This is a genomic window from Stenotrophomonas maltophilia group sp. SKK55 (assembly GCF_057179845.1).
The window spans coordinates 57,219-76,992 of record NZ_JBXUHP010000005.1 but is presented as its reverse complement, the minus strand read 5'-3'; the positions used below and the strand labels follow the sequence as shown (position 1 = coordinate 76,992).

16 protein-coding genes and 1 pseudogene are annotated in these 19,774 nt (G+C 67.2%); 8 read left to right on the top strand and 9 right to left on the bottom strand.

Annotated features, from left to right (window positions below):
- Nucleotides 1-94: 94 nt before the first annotated feature.
- Entirely contained in the window at nt 95-1,207 is a 1,113-nt protein-coding gene (hppD, locus tag AC2A1N_RS03335) for a 4-hydroxyphenylpyruvate dioxygenase (RefSeq protein ID WP_197467691.1), read from the bottom strand.
- A 129-nt stretch (nt 1,208-1,336) separates the two neighbouring features.
- Between hppD and AC2A1N_RS03330 the strand changes: the two genes are divergently transcribed.
- The gene (locus AC2A1N_RS03330) at nt 1,337-1,828 is read left to right on the top strand and encodes a MarR family winged helix-turn-helix transcriptional regulator (RefSeq protein ID WP_061480230.1); all 492 of its coding nucleotides are present in this window, start codon (nt 1,337-1,339) and stop codon (nt 1,826-1,828) included.
- Between the two features lie 80 nt (nt 1,829-1,908).
- Here the strand turns inward: AC2A1N_RS03330 and AC2A1N_RS03325 are convergent, their stop codons facing one another.
- The 4 genes from AC2A1N_RS03325 to AC2A1N_RS03310 form a co-directional block, all read right to left on the bottom strand.
- Nucleotides 1,909-3,048, bottom strand: a complete 1,140-nt coding sequence (locus AC2A1N_RS03325; RefSeq protein ID WP_061480231.1) for a hypothetical protein — start codon at nt 3,046-3,048, stop codon at nt 1,909-1,911.
- Between the two features lie 226 nt (nt 3,049-3,274).
- Nucleotides 3,275-3,880 carry a thioredoxin family protein gene (locus tag AC2A1N_RS03320; protein WP_061480232.1) on the bottom strand — a complete coding sequence of 202 codons (606 nt, stop codon included), beginning with the start codon at nt 3,878-3,880 and terminating at the stop codon, nt 3,275-3,277.
- A gap of 19 nt (nt 3,881-3,899) precedes the next feature.
- Nucleotides 3,900-5,399 (bottom strand): peptide MFS transporter, encoded by a 1,500-nt coding sequence (locus AC2A1N_RS03315; RefSeq protein WP_061480233.1) that lies wholly within the window; start codon nt 5,397-5,399, stop codon nt 3,900-3,902.
- Between the two features lie 181 nt (nt 5,400-5,580).
- Nucleotides 5,581-6,456 (bottom strand): tryptophan 2,3-dioxygenase, encoded by an 876-nt coding sequence (locus AC2A1N_RS03310; protein WP_061480234.1) that lies wholly within the window; start codon nt 6,454-6,456, stop codon nt 5,581-5,583.
- A gap of 335 nt (nt 6,457-6,791) precedes the next feature.
- On the opposite strand from AC2A1N_RS03310, the gene pdhA reads away from it, so the two are divergent.
- Genes pdhA through AC2A1N_RS03290 form a run of 4 tightly spaced genes read left to right on the top strand, consistent with a single transcriptional unit; the run spans nt 6,792 to nt 10,680 of the window.
- Nucleotides 6,792-7,874: a pyruvate dehydrogenase (acetyl-transferring) E1 component subunit alpha gene (gene pdhA, locus AC2A1N_RS03305; RefSeq protein ID WP_061480235.1), complete on the top strand. Its 1,083-nt coding sequence runs from the start codon at nt 6,792-6,794 to the stop codon at nt 7,872-7,874.
- The gene (locus AC2A1N_RS03300; protein WP_061480236.1) at nt 7,867-8,934 is read left to right on the top strand and encodes an alpha-ketoacid dehydrogenase subunit beta; all 1,068 of its coding nucleotides are present in this window, start codon (nt 7,867-7,869) and stop codon (nt 8,932-8,934) included. The genes pdhA and AC2A1N_RS03300 overlap by 8 nt, the downstream gene beginning before the upstream one ends.
- Nucleotide 8,935: 1 nt before the next feature.
- A complete protein-coding gene (locus AC2A1N_RS03295; protein WP_005411349.1) occupies nt 8,936-9,289 on the top strand; it encodes an SH3 domain-containing protein in 354 nt (117 codons plus the stop codon).
- Nucleotides 9,286-10,680 (top strand): dihydrolipoamide acetyltransferase family protein, encoded by a 1,395-nt coding sequence (locus AC2A1N_RS03290; RefSeq protein WP_061480237.1) that lies wholly within the window; start codon nt 9,286-9,288, stop codon nt 10,678-10,680. The genes AC2A1N_RS03295 and AC2A1N_RS03290 overlap by 4 nt, the downstream gene beginning before the upstream one ends.
- A gap of 195 nt (nt 10,681-10,875) precedes the next feature.
- Here AC2A1N_RS03290 and AC2A1N_RS03285 read toward each other — a convergent pair whose 3' ends face one another.
- The 3 genes from AC2A1N_RS03285 to AC2A1N_RS03275 all read right to left on the bottom strand — a co-directional run bounded on the left by AC2A1N_RS03285 (nt 10,876) and on the right by AC2A1N_RS03275 (nt 12,813).
- A complete protein-coding gene (locus AC2A1N_RS03285) occupies nt 10,876-11,262 on the bottom strand; it encodes a VOC family protein (protein WP_061480238.1) in 387 nt (128 codons plus the stop codon).
- 208 nt (nt 11,263-11,470) lie between these two features.
- Complete coding sequence (locus AC2A1N_RS03280; protein WP_061480239.1) at nt 11,471-12,178, bottom strand: helix-turn-helix transcriptional regulator; 708 nt, start codon at nt 12,176-12,178, stop codon at nt 11,471-11,473.
- On the bottom strand, nt 12,178-12,813 hold the full coding sequence (locus tag AC2A1N_RS03275; protein WP_197467692.1) for a Rossmann-fold NAD(P)-binding domain-containing protein: 636 nt from the start codon (nt 12,811-12,813) through the stop codon (nt 12,178-12,180). The genes AC2A1N_RS03280 and AC2A1N_RS03275 overlap by 1 nt, the downstream gene beginning before the upstream one ends.
- Before the next feature lie 105 nt (nt 12,814-12,918).
- On the opposite strand from AC2A1N_RS03275, the gene AC2A1N_RS03270 reads away from it, so the two are divergent.
- The gene (locus tag AC2A1N_RS03270) at nt 12,919-14,457 is read left to right on the top strand and encodes a GGDEF domain-containing protein (RefSeq protein ID WP_061480241.1); all 1,539 of its coding nucleotides are present in this window, start codon (nt 12,919-12,921) and stop codon (nt 14,455-14,457) included.
- A 95-nt stretch (nt 14,458-14,552) separates the two neighbouring features.
- Here AC2A1N_RS03270 and AC2A1N_RS03265 read toward each other — a convergent pair whose 3' ends face one another.
- Entirely contained in the window at nt 14,553-15,479 is a 927-nt protein-coding gene (locus AC2A1N_RS03265; RefSeq protein ID WP_061480242.1) for a DUF808 domain-containing protein, read from the bottom strand.
- Between the two features lie 207 nt (nt 15,480-15,686).
- Between AC2A1N_RS03265 and AC2A1N_RS03260 the strand changes: the two are divergent.
- Both AC2A1N_RS03260 and AC2A1N_RS03255 read left to right on the top strand, forming a co-directional pair.
- Nucleotides 15,687-17,333: pseudogene (locus AC2A1N_RS03260) on the top strand (ABC1 kinase family protein); the annotation flags it as partial.
- A gap of 245 nt (nt 17,334-17,578) precedes the next feature.
- Entirely contained in the window at nt 17,579-19,684 is a 2,106-nt protein-coding gene (locus AC2A1N_RS03255) for a phosphoglycerol transferase I (RefSeq protein ID WP_242889873.1), read from the top strand.
- The last annotated feature ends 90 nt before the right edge of the window (nt 19,685-19,774 follow it).

Here is a 19,774-nt window from a genome sequence, read left to right as displayed (position 1 = left end):
TGAAAAACGGCAAGACCGGAACGGAAAGCAGCCGAGCATGGCTCGGCTCTACAGGCAAGCAGGCGCCGGGCGTGACCCGGCGCTGCCCAGGACCTTACAGCACGCCGCGGCGGATCTGGTCGCGCTCGATGCTCTCGAACAGCGCGGTGAAGTTGCCTTCGCCGAAGCCCTCGTTGCCCTTGCGCTGGATGATCTCGAAGAAGATCGGGCCGATGCAGTTCTGGGTGAAGATCTGCAGCAGCTTGCGCTGGTGGGTTTCCGGATCGGCATCGATCAGGATCTTGTTCCTGGCCAGGCGCGGCACGTCTTCACCGTGGTTCGGCACGCGCTGGTCGATCACGTCGAAGTAGGTCTCCGGCGTGTCGAGGAAGTCCACGCCCTGCGCGCGCATCGCTTCGACCGTGTCGTAGATGTTCTCGGTGAAGCAGGCGATGTGCTGGATGCCCTCGCCCTTGTACGCGTCCAGGTACTCGTTGATCTGGCTCTTCGGGTCGGACGATTCGTTCAGCGGGATGCGCACGATGCCGTCCGGCGCGGTCATCGCCTTGGACACCAGGCCGGTCTTCAGGCCCTTGATGTCGAAGTAGCGGATCTCGCGGAAGTTGAACAGGCGCTCGTAGTAGTCCGACCACTGCTGCATGTTGCCGAAGTACAGGTTGTGGGTCAGGTGGTCGATGAAGGTCAGGCCGAAGCCCACCGGGTGCAGGTCGGCACCGGCGATCGGCTCGTAGTCGCCGTCGTAGATGCTACCGGCCGCGCCGTAGCGATCGACCAGGTACAGCATGCAGTCGCCGATCCCCTTGATGACCGGGGCGCTGACCGCCTTGCTGTCCGGCTTGAAGGCGATGGCTTCGGCGCCGTTGCCCAGCGCGGTCTGGTAGACCTCCTGGCCCGGTTTCTTGAAGCGGATGGCGAAGCCGCAGGCGCACGGACCATGCTTTTCGGCGAAGTCGGCGGCGAACGAATCGGGGTCTTCATTGACCAGGAAGTTGACGTCGCCCTGGCGATAGACGGTAATCGGACGCTGCTTGTGCTTGAGCACCGCGCTGAAGCCCATCTTCCGGAAGTACTCGTGCAGCTCCTGGCCGCGGCCGGCCGGGGCGGCGAATTCGACGAACTCGAAGCCGTCGATGCCCATCGGGTTCTCGAAGGTGGTGACCTGCATGCCGGGGTTGGGATGCGAGGCGGTCGGGACTGCGGTATTCATGGCGTGGCTCCGAATCGGTACCGCATCGGTACAAACCAGGTGCGGGCAGGTAGGGACCCGGCGAGAATGCAGGGTCTGGACCCACCCCTTATAGTTACACTTGAAACCACCAGCAAGGTGCACCGCAACATGAGCCCCGATCCCGCCTCGACCCGCCTGCGTGCCTCGCACGTCCTGCTCGACCTGGAACAGTTCCTGCCGTACCGGCTGAGCGTGCTGTCCAACCGGGTCAGCGGCAACATCGCCAAGCTATACGGCGATCGTTACGGTCTGGCGATCCCTGAGTGGCGGGTGATCACCATCCTGGCGCTGTACCCGGGCTCCTCGGCCAGCGAGGTCTCCGACCGCACGGCGATGGACAAGGTGGCGGTCAGCCGCGCCGTGGCCCGCCTGCTGGAGCGCGGCTTCATCAAGCGCGAGACGCATGGCGACGACCGCCGCCGCTCGGTACTGGCGCTGTCGGCCGCCGGCTTCGAGGTGTACGAGACCATCGCGCCGATGGTGATCGAGATCACCCGCAAGCTGATGTCGGTCCTGAGCGACGAGGAAGAACAACTGCTGGAAAAGCTGATCCTGCGCCTGGCCGGCGAAGGCCTGGAGCGGATGGGCGAAGGGGTCTGAACGAAAAGGGGACGGAGGGGATTAAGTCGTAATGAGCACAGGTGTGCCTGAAACGACCTAATCCCCTCCGTCCCCTTTTTTCAGCTCAGGTGCTTGCGCCTTGCGTGGATCCACGGCACGGCCAGTGCTGCGATGGCGCCGCCGGCGAAGCCCAGCGAGGCGGCAACCGTGGCCGCCTCGACCGCGCCGGGCAGCGCCAGCGCCGCAGCCACCAGCAGCAGCGACGGCAGGCCGACGAAGGTGCCCAGGAAGAAATGCCAGCGCGGTGACCAGGTATTGAGCTGCAGCAGGCTGACCGGTTGCCAGGCGTCGGACGCGGCATCCTCGGCGATCTTCGCCACCACCTTGCCCAGATCCACTTCCGGCAGCGCGCGCCCCAGGCGGGCGGTCGCCAGCACTTCGGCCACGGCCTCCACCGGTGGGAAGCTGGACGGCCACGCCACCGGGGCCGGCACGCCGTAAGCGGTCAGCAGCGGCACGCTCAGCCACGGCGCCACCAGCGGGCGCATGCGGCGGCGGCCGTGCACGCACCAGATCTGCGGCTGGCCCTGCGCGGTGACGTTGTACAGCGCCAGTTCGTTGGCGGGCGGATAACCCAGCATGGTCACCCGCGCCGCCAGGCTGTCCTGGCCCATCGCACGCAGGAAGCCCGGGCGGCTGCGCCCTTCCTGCATCCACGCCAGGCCCAGCGCACCCACCAGGTACGCCTCCGCCACGTCCTTGCTGCCCGCCGTGGCGCGCTCGTCACTGGCCAGGTACCACGCCAACGACTTCGGCTCGGTGACATCCTCCAGGCCCCACCGGCTGTCATCCCCCAGCACGTGCCGCACCGGCAGACGGGCAGGCGCGGTTTCGCCACGCTCCCCGGTCTGCAGGAACGGCAGCACGCCCTGGATGAAGGTGGACAGCTCGATCGCGCGCGCGCCATGGCCCTGCCATTCCGGCGGCAGCAGCCCGGCCAGCTGGCCTTCGGCGGCCAGCGCATCAAGGCGCGCCTTCTGCTCGACCAGTTTCTGCACCGCACCCTTCAGCACCACGTTATCGGGCAGCGCGATCTGCGGCAGGCGATGGCGCGGCGGGGCCAGTTCGACGGTTTCCTCGCCGGTGCCGGCGTCGTCCAACAGGGTTTCCTGCGCCGGCAAAGTCACGCCCTCGCCTGCCCCACCCTCGGCCAGGTGGCTGGCAGGTTCGGGCAATCGTTCGGCGTGGTCGCTGTGCATGGGCGTTCCGGTAGGTTGCGTCGACGGGGCGTCGACTGAGGTCCTTGCCGGTAACGGCGAGCGCGTTGCGAAGTTGAGATGCCGATTCAGAGAGTGTGACCGCAACCACAGTAGAGCCACGCCATGCGTGGATGCACTTCTGTGCCGACCAACGGTCGGCACCCACCGGGGTAGGCGGCCGCGGTCGGCATCCACCAGAGCATGACGGCCAGCGGCCGGCACTCCCCTATTCCGGTTTGTCGGGTGCCCACTGCTTGAGGAACGCGCTCACCCGCGCAGGCTGGAAGGCTTCGCCCTTGCGCAGCTCAGCAGTGGCCTGCGAGACCAGCAGGCTGCCATCGGCGTCCAGTACCAGCAGGTGCGGGTAGTCGCGCTCCATCACCGGGAACTGGGCGAAGAAGGCGGTGTTGGGCTGTTCGTCGCTGGCGTTGACCTTCACCCACACGTAGTGGGCATCGCGGAAGCGACGCAGGTCGCCGCTGCCTTCCACCACATCGTCCAGCGCCCGGCAGCGTTCGCAGGCGGCGTTGCCGACCTCCAGCAGGATGCGCTTCTTGCCGCGCTGGGCTTCCACCTTGGCGGTGGCCAGGTCGTCGGCGGGGTTGCGGGCCGGGTCGAACTGCGCGCCGAGCCCAGCGATGGCGGCGATGTCTGCCGCCACCGGGGTGTTGCCCGAGGCCACCGGTTCGCTGGGGTCAGCGACCGGTGGCTCGGTGGGTCGGGTGTCCAGCGGCTGCGTGGGCTCGGCGGTGGCAGGCGGTTGCGGTTGGGAACAGGCGCCGATCAGCGCCGCACAGACCACCACCATTGCACCACCGAGCTTGCTGCGCATGCTTTCTACCCTCGCTTCATTACTTGACGCCGTGCATCAGCTTGTTGATCAGCGGGGCGATCAGGAACAGCACCACGCCGGAGCCGATCAGGGCCCAGAACCCGAAGGTATACCCCTTCAGGGCCGACTCGACCGTCATGCCGCCTTCACCACTGACCACGCCAGCGAAGATGCCCGACAGGTTGTTGCCGATGCCGGTGGACAGGAACCAGCCACCCATGCCGAAGCCGACCAGGCGCACCGGGGCCAGCTTGGTCACCATCGACAGGCCGATCGGCGACAGGCACAGCTCACCCACGGACTGGATGACGTAGACCATGAACAGGGTCCAGAACGGGATCTTGCCGTCCACCACCATCTGCGACAGGGCGAACATCAGCAGCGCGAAGGCGGCGCCGTTGAACAGCAGGCCCAGGCCGAACTTGCGCGGGATGGACGGATTGGCGCGGCCCATCGCCACCCAGATCCAGGCGATGACCGGTGCCAGGGTGATGATCGCCACCGAGTTGACCGACTGGAACCACGCGGTCGGGAAGGTCCAGCTGCCGAACTGGCGGTTGACGATGTTCTCGGCCAGGAAGGTGAACGAGCTGCCGGCCTGTTCGAAGAACATCCAGAACATCACGTTGAAGGCGAAGATGATCAGCATCGCGATCACGCGGTCGCGCTGCACCTTGCCCTCGCGGACGCCCTCGACCAGCAGCAGGATGGCCAGCGCGGTGAACATCGCGCCCAGGATCCAGGCCAGCGCGGTGGCGCCGGTAGCCAGCAGGAAGTAGGCCACCGGGATGGCGACCACGGCACCGGCCAGCACCATGATGATGCGGCCGAAGCCTTCCGCGCCGGCCGGCGGTGCACCGATGCCCTTCAGGCCGGCACGACCGATGTAGAACCACACCAGCGAGATCAGCATGCCCACGCCCGAGGCGATGAACACGACCTTGTAGGACGGCATCGCATCGGTACCGAACACCTTGCGGGCCAGGTACTCGGTCAGCACCGGGGCGATCATCGCGCCGATGTTGATGCCCATGTAGAAGATGGTGAAGCCCGAATCGCGGCGCTCGTCCTTCAGGCCGTACAGCTTGCCGACCATGGTCGAGATGTTGGGCTTGAACAGGCCGTTGCCGACGATGATGGTGGCCAGGCCGAGCTTGAAGATGTGCTCCTGCGGCAGCGAGATCATGAACAGGCCGGCGGCCATGATGATCGCGCCGGTCAGGATCGAGCGCTGGTAGCCCAGTACCCGGTCGGCCACGTAGCCGCCAAAGATGGCCGCGGCGTACACCAGGGCCAGGTAGGCGCCATAGATGCGGCTGGCGTCGCCTTCACCGGCAGCGCTGCCGTTGTAGAACTGGGCAACGATGTAGAGCACCAACGCCCAGCGGATGCCGTAGAACGCAAAGCGTTCCCAGAACTCGGTCATGAACAGCATCCACAACGGGCGCGGGTGGCCCAGCGTGGTCTTGAAGTCCGGCAGTGCCGGCTCTGGGGTGTTCGCAGTGGCGTTTACGCTCATGCGGATTTCCTGGTTCGGTGGATGACGAGCACGTCCGCTGTGCAGTTGGAGCAACGCGCGAGGATCACCGACTTCTGGCGTTCACGTCAAATACACGCCGTTTGAGGCAGGTGGCAGCCTGCTCCCTGAACTTGCATCTGAAACGATCCAGCCGCGGGCCGGGAACCAAGCTGAATGGGGATCAGCCCAGCGCTGCCGGGGGCACGGCCTGCAGGCTGGTGCGCACCTGGAACAGCTCGGGGAAGAAGGTCAGTTCCAGCGCCTTGGCCAGGAAGCCCACGCCGGACGAACCGCCGGTGCCGCGCTTGAAGCCGATCACCCGCATCACGGTGCGCATGTGTCGGAATCGCCACAGCTGGAAGGCCGTCTCCAGGTCCACCAGGTCCTCGCACAGCGCGTACTCGCGCCAGTAGCGGTCGGTGTCCTGGTAGATGCGCTCGAAGACCGGCTGCAATGCGTCGTCGGCCACGTGCGGCTGGGTCCAGTCGTGGGCCTCGTAGACCGCCGGGACAGCATGGCCAAAGCGGGCCAGGTACTTCAGGAATTCCTCGTACAGGCTCGGCGCCTCCAGCACGGTGCGCAGCTGCGCCTGCCCGGCCGGGTCGTGCTCGAACACCTGCAGCATCTGCGCGTTCTTGTTGCCCAGCAGGAACTCGATGTAGCGGTACTGCAGCGACTGGAAGCCCGACGACGGGCCCAGCACGTCGCGGAAGCCCATGTATTCGGACGGGGTCAGCGTTTCCAGCACCGACCACTGCTCGGTCAGCTGGCGCAGCACCTGCTTGCTGCGCGCCAGCACCTTGCGGCACTGCCAGACTTCATCGCGCTGCAGGAAGCCGATCGCGGCACGCAGTTCGTGGCCCAGCAGCTTCAGCCACAGCTCCGAAGTCTGGTGCTGGATGATGAAGAGCATCTCGTCATGGTGCGGCGGGCTGGACAGCGGCTGCTGCGCGCTGAGCAGCTGGTCCAGCCGCAGGTAACCGCCATAGGTCAGGCGTCCCTGCAGGTCGGTGTGGATGCCGGCTTCGAGATCGCGTTGGTTGTTGTCGACGGACATGGGCGGGACCAGATCGGGGGCGGCAAGGGTAGCGCGTTGCCGCCGCGCTGGCAGCCGCCGGGTCCATACCGGGGCGTGCGGCTGGCCGTGGAGCATCGGCCGATGCCGGGCCTGCGCGTGGAACCGTCCGCGCCGTTGTACCGGCGGTCAGCCAGAGGCGTATTCTGATGCTTTGCAGCAACGACTGAATACGTTGTTGTTATTGGCCCCCCACCCGCCGGCAGGGGTAAAACGGGGAATCTCCGTGTTGCGGCGCAGGAAGGCTATTCCGTACGCGTTCCTTAACATGGCGATTCATATCATTTGTAACTTCTCTGTCGAAGGTGCAGTACGCAATGACGGTTGCCGCTGAATTCAAGATCGAATACCTGCAGTACCTGGACACGGACGGCACGCTCGTCCGTGACGACCTGCCCGCGTCGCTGCGCGACCCCAAGGTGCTGGTACCGCTGTTCAAGCAGATGCTGTTCGTACGTACGTTCGACAGCAAATCCATCGCGCTGCAGCGCACCGGCAAGCTCGGCACCTATGCCGCCTGCCTGGGCCATGAAGCCGCGCACGTGGGTATCGGCGCGGCGATGCAGAAGGACGACGTGTTCGCGCCTTCGTACCGCGAGTATGGCGCGATGTTCATGCGTGGCGTGCGCCCGCACGACGTGCTGATGTACTGGGGCGGCGACGAACGCGGCAACGATTACGGCGGCAACGCGGCCAGGGACTTCCCGTTCTGCGTGCCGATTTCCACCCAGTGCCTGCATGCGGCAGGTGCTGCGCTGAAGTTCAAGCTCAACAAGGAACCGCAGATCGCCGTGGCGGTGTGCGGCGACGGCGGCAGCTCCAAGACCGACTTCTACGCGGCACTGAACTCGGCCGGCGCCTACAAGCTGCCGCTGATTCTGTGCATCGTCAACAACGGCTGGGCCATCTCGGTGCCGCGCTCGGCCCAGACCGGTGCCGAAACGCTGGCGCAGAAGGGCCTGGCGGGCGGCCTGCACTGCCTGCAGGTGGACGGCAACGACCTGATCGCGGTGCTGGCGGCAATGGAACAGGCGCGCGAACGTGCGCTGGCCGGCGACGGCGGCACCGTGCTGGAACTGATGACCTACCGCCTGTCCGACCACACCACCGCCGATGACGCGCGCCGCTACCGCGACGACGCCGAAGTGAAGGATGCCTGGCAGCGCGAGCCGATGCTGCGCCTGCGCAAGTACCTGGTCAACGCCGGCGTGTGGAGCGAGGACGAGGAAGCCGCGTGGGTCGCCGAGTGCGGCACGCGCGTGGACGAGGAAGTGAACCTGTACCTCAACACGCCGGTGCAGCCGGTCGAGGCGATGTTCGACTTCCTGTATGCCGATCCGCCGCCGGACCTGCTGGCCCAGCGTGCCCAGGCGATCGCCCTGGAGAAGCGCCATGGATGAGATCAAGAACGGCGCGCCCGGCGCGCACACCAACGCCGCCGACAGCGCTGCTGTCGCGCGCGGAGATGACAGCATGACCACCACCCCGATCACCCTCATCGAAGCCATCACCCAGGCGCTGGCCTGGGAGCTGGAACATGACCCGTCGGTGCTGGTGCTGGGCGAGGACGTGGGCGTCAACGGCGGCGTGTTCCGCGCCACCGCCGGCCTGCAGCAGCGCTTCGGCTCGGACCGCATCCTCGACACCCCGCTGGATGAAACCACCATCGCCGGCCTGACGATTGGTCTTGCCGCGCAGGGCATGAAGCCGGTGGCCGAAGCCCAGTTCGATGGCTTCATGTACCCGATGGTCGACCATATCGTCTGCCACGCCGCGCGCCTGCGTTACCGCACGCGTGGCCGCCTGCACTGCCCGATGGTGCTGCGCGTGCCGTGGGGCGGTGGCATCCGCGCGCCGGAACACCACAGCGAAGCCAACGAGGCGATCTTCACCAACGTGCCGGGCCTGCGCGTGGTGCTGCCGTCGTCGCCGCAGCGTGCCTACGGCCTGCTGCTGGCTGCGATCCGCGAGCCGGATCCGGTGATCTACATGGAGCCCAAGCGCATCTATCGCCAGTACAAGGAAGTGGTCGTCAACGACGGCGAAGCGTTGCCGCTGGACGTCTGCTTCGTGCTGCGCGACGGCACCGACGTGACCCTGGTGACCTGGGGCGCGCAGGTGAAGGAAGCCCTGGAAGCGGCCGACAAGCTGGCCGGCGAAGGCATCAGTGCCGAAGTCATCGACGTGGCCACGCTGCGCCCGCTGGACTTCGCCACCATCGCCGAATCGGTGGCCAAGACCGGCCGCTGCGTGATCGTGCAGGAGGCCCCGAAGACCGCGGGCTTCGGCGCCGAGATCGCCGCGCGCCTGGCCGAGGAATCGATCTACGACCTGCTGGCCCCGGTCGAGCGCGTTACTGGCTACGACACCCACATTCCGCTGTTCCGCCTGGAAATGAAGTACCTGCCGAGCGTTGAGCGGATCGTGGCGGCGGCCAAGCGCTCGGTGGCGGCCGGCTGACATGCGGGCCCGCCTTCTGGGGGCTTACCGCAGCCAGTATCCCAACCCGCTCCGGTTCCACACCGGCCAGATCGTCGAAGTAGGTGTACGTGACGAGGAATGGCCGGCGTTTGCCTGGGTACGCACCAACGATGGGCGCGCTGGATGGGCGCCCATCGCCTGGTTGCAGCTGCTGGACGAGGGTCGCGCCGAAGCCCTGTGCGACTACGACGCCCGCGAGCTGGATGTGGAAAGCGGCGAGATGGTGAAGCTTCATCACGAACACGGCGGGTGGTGGTGGTCCGAGCGCGCCAATGGCGCGACGGGTTGGCTGCCGGCCCGCGAACTGGAACTGCTGGAAGAGAACTGCAAATGAGCCAGACCAAGAACTTCAACCTGCCCGACCTGGGCGAAGGCCTGCCGGACGCGACCATCGTCGAGTGGTTCGTCAAGGAAGGCGATGTGATCAAGCTGGACGAGCCGCTGGTGTCGATGGAGACCGCCAAGGCCGTGGTGGAAGTGCCCTCGCCGTTCTCCGGCAAGGTGCTGAAACTGTCCGGCGCTGCCGGCGACATCATCCCGACCGGCTCGGTGCTGGCCAGCTTCGAACTGGACCCGAACCTGCCGCAGCGTGCCGATGGCCAGGACACCGGCCACAGCCATGGCCACGCTGCACCGGCCGCGCCGGCTGCCGCACCGACCCCGCCGCCGCTGCCGGCTGCGGCCGCTCCGATTGCCGCCGAGGACGCCAAGCCCGCCGCGGCCGAGCGTGACGACGCCGGTACCGTGGTCGGCGCGATGCAGAGCTCCAATGCCGTGCACGCCGAGCAGGCGCTGGCCGTCGGTGGCGTCAAGGCCGTGCCAGCCGTGCGTGCGATGGCGCGCAAGCTGGGCGTGGACCTGAGCCGCGTGGCCGCTACTGGCACCGATGGCGCCGTGACCATGGCCGACGTCAAGCAGGCTGCCGCCAACGGCACCGCCAAGCTCGGCGCTGCTCCGGCACCGGTTGCCGCCGCGTATGCCGCGCCGGCCCCGGCGCAGGTGTCTGCCCCGGTGCAGAGCGAAGCCCGCACCCCGCTGTCCGCCGCCGGCAAGCCGATGCGCACCCAGCCGCCGGGCGTGGTCGCCAAGGGCCAGCCGGAACCGCTGAAGGGCGTGCGCCGCAACATGGCCCGCGTCATGGCCGATGCGCACAGCAAGGTCGTGCCGACCACGCTGAACGACGACGCCGACATCCACGCCTGGCTGCCGGGCAACGACGTCACCGCCCGCCTGGTGCGCGCCATTGTCGTTGCCGCGCAGAAGGTGCCGGCCATGAACGCCTGGTTCGACGGTGAAGCACTGACCCGCACCCTGCACGCGCAGGTAGACATCGGCATCGCCGTGGACACCGACGACGGCCTGTTCGTGCCGGCCCTGCGCAATGCCGACATGCTCGATGCACGCGGCATCCGCGAAGGCGTCAATCGCCTGCGCGAGCAGGTGGAATCGCGTTCGATCGCCGCCTCGGAACTGAGCGGCTACACCATCTCGCTGTCCAACTTCGGCATGTTCGCCGGCCGCTACGCGACCCCGGTCGTGGTGCCGCCGTGCGTGGCCATCGTCGGTGCCGGCCGTGCCCGCCACCAGATGACCCCGGTGATGGGCGGCGTGGAAGCGCACAAGGTGATCCCGCTGTCGGTCACCTTCGACCACCGCGCGGCTACCGGTGGTGAGGCCGCCCGCTTCCTGCGCGCGATGATGGACGACCTGGCGCTGGCCAGCTGATCCAGCTGATCGGTGGTGCCAACCTTGGTTGGCACATGAATTGGAGAAACGCCGGGCACTGCCCGGCGTTTTTTTGTGCCCGCTCCACTGTAGAGCCGAGCCCATGCTCGGCTTGCTTCATGCTTTCATCCACGCATGGCGTGGATCTACTGAAAAGCGGCCGAGCATGGGCTCGGCTCTACAGAATTCGTGCGATCAATCGCGCGCGACCAGACCCTCGGCGCGACTGTAGACACGCAGGCGGTGGCCATCAGGATCTGCCCCGACAAAGGTATGGCCGAACTCCAGTGTCACCGGGGCCTGCAGGATCTGCACGCCGAGTGCGCGCCACGCATCGTGCATCTGCTGCACGGCGTCGGGGTTGGCCACCACCATCGCCAGTTCGGCGGCGCCGGCCTGCGCGGACACCGGTGGTTGCACATCGTCGCGCTGCCACAGGCCGAGTGCGGCGCCATCGCCTAGCAGGAACAGGGCGAAGCCAGGAGACTGCTCGACCGGCGGTTTGCCGAGGATGCCGCTGTAGAAGGTGGCGCTGGCGGCGACGTCGCGCACGTACTGCAGCAGGGTGCTGGGCGTGAACATGGGGAAGCTCCGTTGTTGGGAGCGTTCATGGTGGTACTGGCCTGCTGACAGATTCTGTCAGCATATTCGACTGTCGGTAGAGTCGTCTGTCGGTAGAGTCGACTGTTAGTCGACTGCTCTTCCCTCAACCTGCCTAAAACTCCGCGCTGCGCGCGATAGTCGACTAACAGTCGACTCTACACGCCCCGGGTCCCGGCTGTTGCTGTGGTTATGAGCGATCCAGCCAGTCCGGCGCGATGCCCTGGGCCTTCTGCCAGCGCCGCAGCAGCGTGGCGCGCGGCACGCGGTAGCAGTCCTCCAGCACACGCACCTGGCGGATGCGATCCAGGCGGAAATGGCGGAAATCCTCGCGGCGCTCGCACCAGGCCGCCAGCATCGGCACTTCATCGAAGTAGCCCAGCGCGAACGGCCAGACGACGCGCGCGCTGCGCTGGCCGTGCGCGTCCTCGTAGCCGAACTTCAGGCGCTGCTGTGAACCGACAGCCTCTCGCACGGCCTGCAGACGAGCTGGGGGAACCTTGGCCGCCGCACGCGAAGGGCCCACCCGCAGGCCACTGTCACGCAAGGCCTCACGCCGCGCTGCGGGCAACACATGGGCGATACGCGCCAGAGCATCGCGTGCGGCTTCGGCCAACGCGGGTTCGGTACGGGCCGCAACCCAGCGCAGGCCCAGCACGAGCGCGTCGATCTCGGCCGGTGGCAGGGTCATCGGCGGCAGGGTATCGCTCGGCGTCAGCTGGTAGCCGACGCCGGCCTCGCCACGCAGGTCGGCGCCTTGCTCGCGCAGGGTCTCGATATCGCGATACAGCGTGCGCAGGCTGATGCCCAGCGCTTCGGCCAGCACCTGCCCGGCCACCGGCCGCCGATGGCGGCGCAGCAGCTGTTGAAGCTGGGTCAGACGCAGCGCACGCGACATCAGCCGGCCAGCGCGCTCGATGCCACCACGTGTTCACCCGGTTGCGGGGCGAGTGCGGCCTCGACCAGTGCCTTGGCAATTTCGCTGGCCGGATTGATCCGCCACGCCCGTGGCAGTACTGGCCCCAGTGCGCCGAGTACCGTCAATGCGAAACGCTCGCCGCGACGCACCTCGTTGCGCTCACCCCCGATCAGCCCTGGGCGGACCAGGGTCAACGAGTTGAAGCCCAGCGCGCGCAGGTCACGCTCCAGCTCGCCCTTCACCCGGCTGTAGAAGATCGACGACTGTGGATTGGCGCCGGCCGCGGAATTCAGCACATAGGTACTGGCCCCCTGTGCCTGTGCGAGCCGTGCGAACGCCAGCGGATAGTCGTGGTCGATGCGATGGAAGGCCTCGCGGCTGCCGGCCTGGGCAATGGTGCTGCCGAGCGCGCAGATGACCGCGTCTACGCGCGCCCATTCGGGCGAGGTGGGCAACGCGTCGAAGGCCAGCACCGGGTTCTCCAGCTTCCCGTGGGTTACGCCCAACGGGCGGCGGGTGGGCGCCACCACGGCGCTGCAGCGCGGGTCGTCCAGCAGTCTGGGAAGGGTCAGCCCGCCGACCAGGCCGGTCGCCCCCAGCAACATCACGCGCATCAGCACCTCCACTGCGGCATCCTGTCGCCCATCCTAGCCGTTCAAGCCCTCGGCGGCCGCGCCGATATGCTGGAACCAGTCCCTGCCAGCCCCAGGATTCGCTCCATGACGGACCAGCCCGACCACCGCCCTGCCCCCGGTACCGCCCTTGGGCCGCCGGCACGCGTGCGCGCGGTGGTGGACGATGGGCGGGGTGACCGCGTAGTGCTGCAGGGCGGCGGTGGCGTGGCGCTGCAGCAGCTGTTCGCAGGCGCCGATGCGCCGGAACCGCTGCTGGCGGCGTTCGCCAACGGCATGGCCACCCTGCCCGGCGAACTGGGCGACATGGGCGACCGCCTGCAGTCCGCACAGGCCAGCGCCGATTGGCCGCGCTATGGGCGCGCGATGCGGCAGCTGATCGACAAGTACATCCGCACCATCGAGCAGCATTCGCCGGACGGGCAGCCGGAAAGCCTGCGCCTGTCCGAGCAGTTGCGGCTGCTGCTGGGCGGTGCGGTGGTGGCCCTGCTGCAGCACGACCCGGACCTGCGCGAGCAGGCGCAGGCGCTGGCTCTGCGCCTGCGCCAATGGCAGCCGGGCACGGCACTGGAACCCATCGAACAGGGCGTGCGCGAACTTGGCCACCAGGTCGGCGTGCGTGCCGAAAGCTGGCAGGAGCAGCAGGCGCTGCTGCTGGAGCTGTTCGCGCTGCTGCTGGAGAACGTCAGCGAGCTGCTGGATGACCGCAGCTGGCTGCAGGGCCAGATCGCGGCGGTGCGCCAGTTGCTGGACGGTCCGTTGGAAGCCGAGGCAGTCGAGCGCACCCGCGCCGAGTTGCGCGAAGTGATCTACAAGCAGGGTCTGCTGCGCCAGGGCATCGACGATTCGAAGGCGGCGATGCGTGGGCTGATGGGCGAGTTCATCGAGCGCATGGACGGCATGGCGACCAGCACGGGCGAATACCACGACCGCATCGGCAGCTACGCATTGCAGCTGCGCGAGGCGCGCAGCATCGCCGACCTCAACCAGCTGCTGCAGGAGGTGATGCGCGATACCGGCAAAGTGCAGCAGCAGGCCGCACAGGCCCGCGATCACCTGGCCAATGCGCGGCAGGAAGTGGAGCGCGCAGAGCAGCGCATTGCCGAGCTGGAGCAGGAACTGCGCGCCGCCGGTGACCTGGCACGCATCGATCCGCTGACCCAGGCGCTGAACCGCCGTGGCCTGGACGAACTGCTGGAGCGCGAGCTGGCCCGAGCCGCGCGCAACAACTCACCGCTGGGCGTGGCGGTGATCGACCTGGATGATTTCCACCAGACCAACGACGCGCACGGGCACGCGGGTGGCGATGCGCTGCTGCAGCACCTGGTGTCCGTGTGCAAGCTGCTGCTGCGCGCCACCGACGGCATCGCGCGGCTGGGCGGCGACGAGTTCGTGCTGGTGCTGCCGGAAACCCAGGGCGCCGACAGCATGGCCACCGTGCAGCGCCTGCAGCGCTCGCTGGCCCATCGCGTGCTGACCGTGCAGGAGCAGCGCGTGCCGGTGCATTTCAGCGCCGGGCTGGCGCAGTGGCAGCCCGGTGACGATACCGAAACCCTGCTGCGGCGCGCCGATGACGCGCTGTATGCGGCCAAGCGGCAGGGCAAGAACCGCGTGCAGGCGGGCTGATGATCCAGCGTGCAGACGCTGTAGCGCCCGAGCCCATGCTCGGGCGGCGGCGCGCAGCGCCGTAGAGCAGCCGAGCGTGGGCTCGGCTCTACAGATCACTTCCCGCGCAGCTTCTGGAACCCGGTCACCGCTGCCAGCACGATGGCGCCGGCGATGATGCCGACCACCATGTTGCCCACCGCGCTCACCAGCCAGCCCCACTGCCCTTCGCCGCCCAGCGCCTGCACCGCGTGGTGCAGGGCCGGCACGTTGTGCACCAGGATGCCGCCGCCGACCAGGAACATGGCGATGGTGCCGGCCACCGACAGGAACTTCATCAGCCACGGCGCCGACGCCACCAGCCCGCGACCGAAGGCGGCAATGGCACCGCCCTTGCGCGACAGGTACAGCCCAACGTCATCGAGCTTGACGATGCCCGCCACCAGCCCATAGACGAACACGGTCATCGCCAGTGCGACCACGCTCAGCGTGAGGATCTGGTTGGTGAACGACGCAGTGGCGACCACGCCCAGGGTGAGCACGATGATCTCGGCCGAAAGGATGAAGTCGGTGCGGATCGCGCCCTTCACCTTGTCCTTCTCCCACGCGACCATGTCCACCTGCGCGTCAGCCAGCGCCTTGCGGCGTTCGGCCTGGCGCTCGGCATCGTCGTCGGAGGAATGCAGGAAGCGGTGCGCCAGCTTCTCCACGCCTTCGAAGCACAGGAAGGCACCGCCGATCATCATCAGCGGCACGATCAGCGGCACGTTCCAGCCGCGGCTGTGCAGCCAGGCTTCCAGCGCACTGATCGCCAGCGCCGCCGGCACCAGGATGACCTTGTTGACCAGCGAGCCCTTGGCCACCGCCCAGACCACCGGCAGTTCGCGGTTGGCGTTGACTCCGGTCACCTGCTGCGCGTTCAGCGCCAGATCGTCGCCCAGCACACCAGCGGTCTTCTTCGCCGCGACCTTGGTCAGGACCGAGACATCGTCTAGCAGGGAGGCGATATCGTCGAGCAGGGCAAACAGGCTGGCACCGGCCATGGGGCGTCCAAGAATGGGAATGAGCGGATTCTGACCGATCCGCCGGCCTCTGCGATAGCTGCGGGGTTCACCGCATGCCCACCTTCCCCCGGCGACACTGCCGAATCCGGACATTGCCGGCCAGCGGCCGGCACTACCGTCCTTGCCGCATGGGAGTTCCGCTTGAGCAATCCGCCCACCGCCAATGGCAATCCTCCGCTGGTCAAAGGCATGAACCGGCGCAGCCAGATCCTGCGCCTGTTGCTGCGCTACCGCCATTCGGGCGTGTTCTCCGGCATGAACCTGGACGCCGCCAGCAACCAGGCCGACGTGCCCGCCGATGGCAACCCGGAACAGTTCGTCAGTGACCTGGAGGCCCTGGGGCCGACCTTCGTCAAGCTGGGCCAGATGCTGTCCACCCGCCCGGACATGGTGCCGGTGGAGTTCGCCACCGCCCTGGAGCGCATGCAGGAGAAGGTGGCGCCGATCCCGGTAGAGCGCATCCACGCCATCATCGAGCAGGAGCTGGGGGTGGGGGTGAACAAGCTGTTTGCCTCGTTCGATCCCGAGCCGTTGGGTTGTGCGTCGATCGCGCAGGTACATCGCGCGGTGCTGCACGATGGCCGCCAGGTGGCAGTGAAAGTGCAGAAGCCCGAAGTGGCCGCGCAGCTGCGCTCGGACCTGGAAGCGCTGCGCAGCTTTGCGCTGGCCGCCGATCATCTGACCCAGGTGGGCCGCCGCGTGCGCCTGCGCGACTGGCTCAACGAGTTCGCCAAGACCCTGATGCAGGAGCTGGACTACCACGCCGAGGCCGAGAACCTGGCCCGCTTCGGACGGCATCTGCGGCCCTTCCGCCGCCTGTGGGTACCGCAGCCGATCTGGGACTACAGCAGCCAGCGCGTGCTGACCATGGAGCTCGCCACCGGCGTGCGCGTGGATGCGATCTCTGGCGTGCGCCGCACCGAGCAGGACATGGATCCGCTGGCAGCGGCGCTGATCCGCGGCTACCTGGACCAGATCTTCGTGCATGGCGAGATCCATGCCGACCCGCACCCGGGCAACCTGCGGGTGATGCCCGATGGCCGGCTGGCGATCTTCGACCTGGGCATGGTCGCGCACATGCCGCCGCGCCTGCGCGAGCGGCTGCTGAAGATCCTGTTCGCCGCCGTCGATGGCCGCGGCGAAGAAGTGGCCGACGATCTGATCAGCATCAGCACGCGGCTGGAGGCCTTCGACGAAGAGCGCTACCTGCGCGAGACCGGCCAGCTGATCGCGCGCTACGCCGCCAGTGGCAGCTTCTCGGAAGGCCGCGTGGTGCTGGACATGGTGCGCATCGCCACTGCCTGCGGGCTGCGCACGCCGCCGGAACTGAGCCTGCTGGGCAAGGCCCTGCTCAACCTGGAAACCGTGTGCCGGCTGCTGGCGCCGGAGCTGGACACGCGCCGCATCGTCGAGCGCCAGCTGCAGCACGTGATGCGCGCGCGCCTGAAGAAATCCCTGTCGGCGGCCAACATCGCCAGCGAGGCGATGGAGCTGCAGCAGCTGCTGCGCGACGGGCCGCGCAAGCTGTCGGACATCATGGCGCTGCTGGCCGAGAACCGCCTGCAGATGAAGGTGACCGGGCTGGAAGAATCGCGGTTGATGGAGAACCTGCAGAAGATCGCCAACCGCGTGGCGGCCGGCATCATCAGCGCCGCGTTGATCATGGCTGCGGCAATGATGATGAAGATCGACACCGGCTGGCACCTGTTCGGCTATCCCCTGATCGCACTGATACTGCTGTTGATCGGCGTGGTGCTGGGGCTGGGCATCGTTACCAGTGCATTGCTGTTCGATCGTCGCGCGCGGGCGCGCGAGGAACGCGGGCACCGCTGATGCATTGGCGAAAAGCCGCGTATTCATGCGGTTTTTTAATGCAATCCAACGAAGCCTTTCACGCTCGTTTTACCTTCGCGGCGTGATTGCGCGCGCGTGCTTTCAACAAACATTTCAGTCAGCTTCGTGCATGCACTATCGGGTCATCGGCCTGTCATGTGGATGTGCTTGCAGCAGCGCCGGTCGGATGGACACGCGTCGGTACGACGTCCATCACCACCACCCCGTCACTGCCGAAGCTGCCTATGCTCTGGATACTGCTGTTGTCGTTGTTGCTGCTGTGCTGGCTGTTCCTCGCGTCCGACAAGTGGGTGTGGTGGAAGGCCGGTGCATTCTCGCTGCTACTGCTGATGCTCAGCGCGTGGTGGCTGATCGACAAGCTGTCCGGGGATGGGCTCAACGCCGCCACGCTTTATCACCTCGGCGCCGACATGGAAGGCGCTGGTGTCTCCGACTTCAAGGGCTACATCGCCGGCTTCATCGTGCTGGCGCTGGTCTCGCTGCTGCCGCTGTTTGCCACGCGGGTGAAGCGCTGGCGCCGGCCCGGCCACGGTGGTGCGCTGTTCGCCGGTTTCGCGACCGTGTGGGTGGCCACGATCCTGATCAGCCCGCTGGCCCGTGACGGCCAACGCCTCTACCAGCAGCTGCGCCCGGTCGATTTCGCCCGCATCGCCCCCGAGTACCAGGTGCCGACGCAGCCGTTGCAGCGCCCGCGCAACATCGTATGGATCTACGGCGAGAGCCTGGAACGCACCTATCTGGACGAGGCCGTGTTTCCCGGCCTGATGCCCAACCTCAACCGCCTGGCGTCCGAGTCGCTGGACGTGCGTGGCCTGGCCTCGGCCGAAGGCAGCGGCTGGACCATCGCCGGCCTGGTGTCGTCAATGTGTGGCGTGCCGCTGACCACCTCGCAGGGCGACGAGAACAGCATGGACCGCATGGGCAGTTTCCTGCCCAAGGCGGTGTGCCTGGGCGACTACCTGAAGCAGCAGGGCTACACCAACCATTACCTGGGCGGCGCCAACGGCCAGTTCGCCGGCAAGGGCCAGTTCCTGGCCAGCCATGGCTTTGACGAAGTGCATGACCTGGCCTGGTTCAAGCAGCAGAAGAAGATCGGGCGCATCCACTACTCGGCCTGGGGCGTGCACGACGACGTGCTGCTGGACACCGCCTACCAGCGCTTCGAGCAGCTCTCGCGCGCCGGTTCACCGTTCATGCTGACCACGCTGACCATGGACACCCACCACCCGGCGGGCCACCTGCCGGTGTCATGCAAGGGCGAGCGCTACCGGAGCGGGTACGGCAACATCGGCCTGCTCAATGCACTCAAGTGCACCGACCGCCTGATCTCACAGCTGGTCGAGCGAATCCAGGCCAGCCCGTATGGCAAGGACACGCTGATCGTGATCGCCTCCGACCACCTGGCGATGCCCAACGATCTCAGCCACGTGCTGGCCAAGCAGAAGCGCGAGAACCTGCTGCTGTTCCTTGGCGACGGCATTGCCCCGCAGCAGCTCAGTGCCGACGCTGGCACCACCCTGGATTCCGGTGCGACCCTGCTCAGCCTGCTGGACCCGAACCTGAAGACGATGGGCTTTGGCCGCTCGCTGATCGACCCGCAGCGCGCGCCCAGTGCCAGCGTGGCCGCGCGCCGCGATGACGGCCGCGACTACCCGCCGTACCTGGCCTTCGCCCGTTCGCTGTGGCTGGGCCAGCCGACCCGCGAACTGAAGATCGATGGCGATGATCAGGTGGTCGTTGGCCTGCAGCACGTGCAACCGCCGGTGCTGCTGGAGTACGACAAGGACTGGGGCCTGAAGTCCGTGTATCTGGAAAACACCTCGCGCCAGTTCGATGATGCCAACCCGGACAACACCCTGGCCTACGTCGACCGTTGCACCGCGTTCGAGGACGGCTCGGCCGACGGCGACTGGTGCGCCCTGCTCGTCAACCGCGACAATGGCATCAAGCTGTACCGCGACAACGACCTGCGCGGTGGCATCGCGGTGGATGCACCGCTGGATACGCTCCAGGGCCCGCGCCCGAGCGTGCGCCAGGCACACATGATCACCCAGAAGGGACGCCGTACGCGTGCCGGCCAGTACATGCTGCAACTGGTGGCGAGCACGCGCCCGGACCGCGGCTTCTGGATCGAAGCGGTGTCCTCGCAGCGCAAGGTGGTGCTGGCCCAGCAGTGGGTGCAGCCCGATGCCAACGGCAAGATCAACGTGGCGTTCGGGCTGGATCACGAAGTGGACGATCTGGAGATCCGCGCGTGGTTGAACCACGCCGAGAAGCTGGCGGTGGATACGTTCGCACTGGTGCCCTCGCGCAGCCGACCGCGGGGGTAGGGCTATTTGCAGGGCTGCGCCCTGCACCCGCTCCAAACCGGAGCAACGGCAACAGCAACAGCGTGCATTCCGTGGGATGGCGGTGTGGGT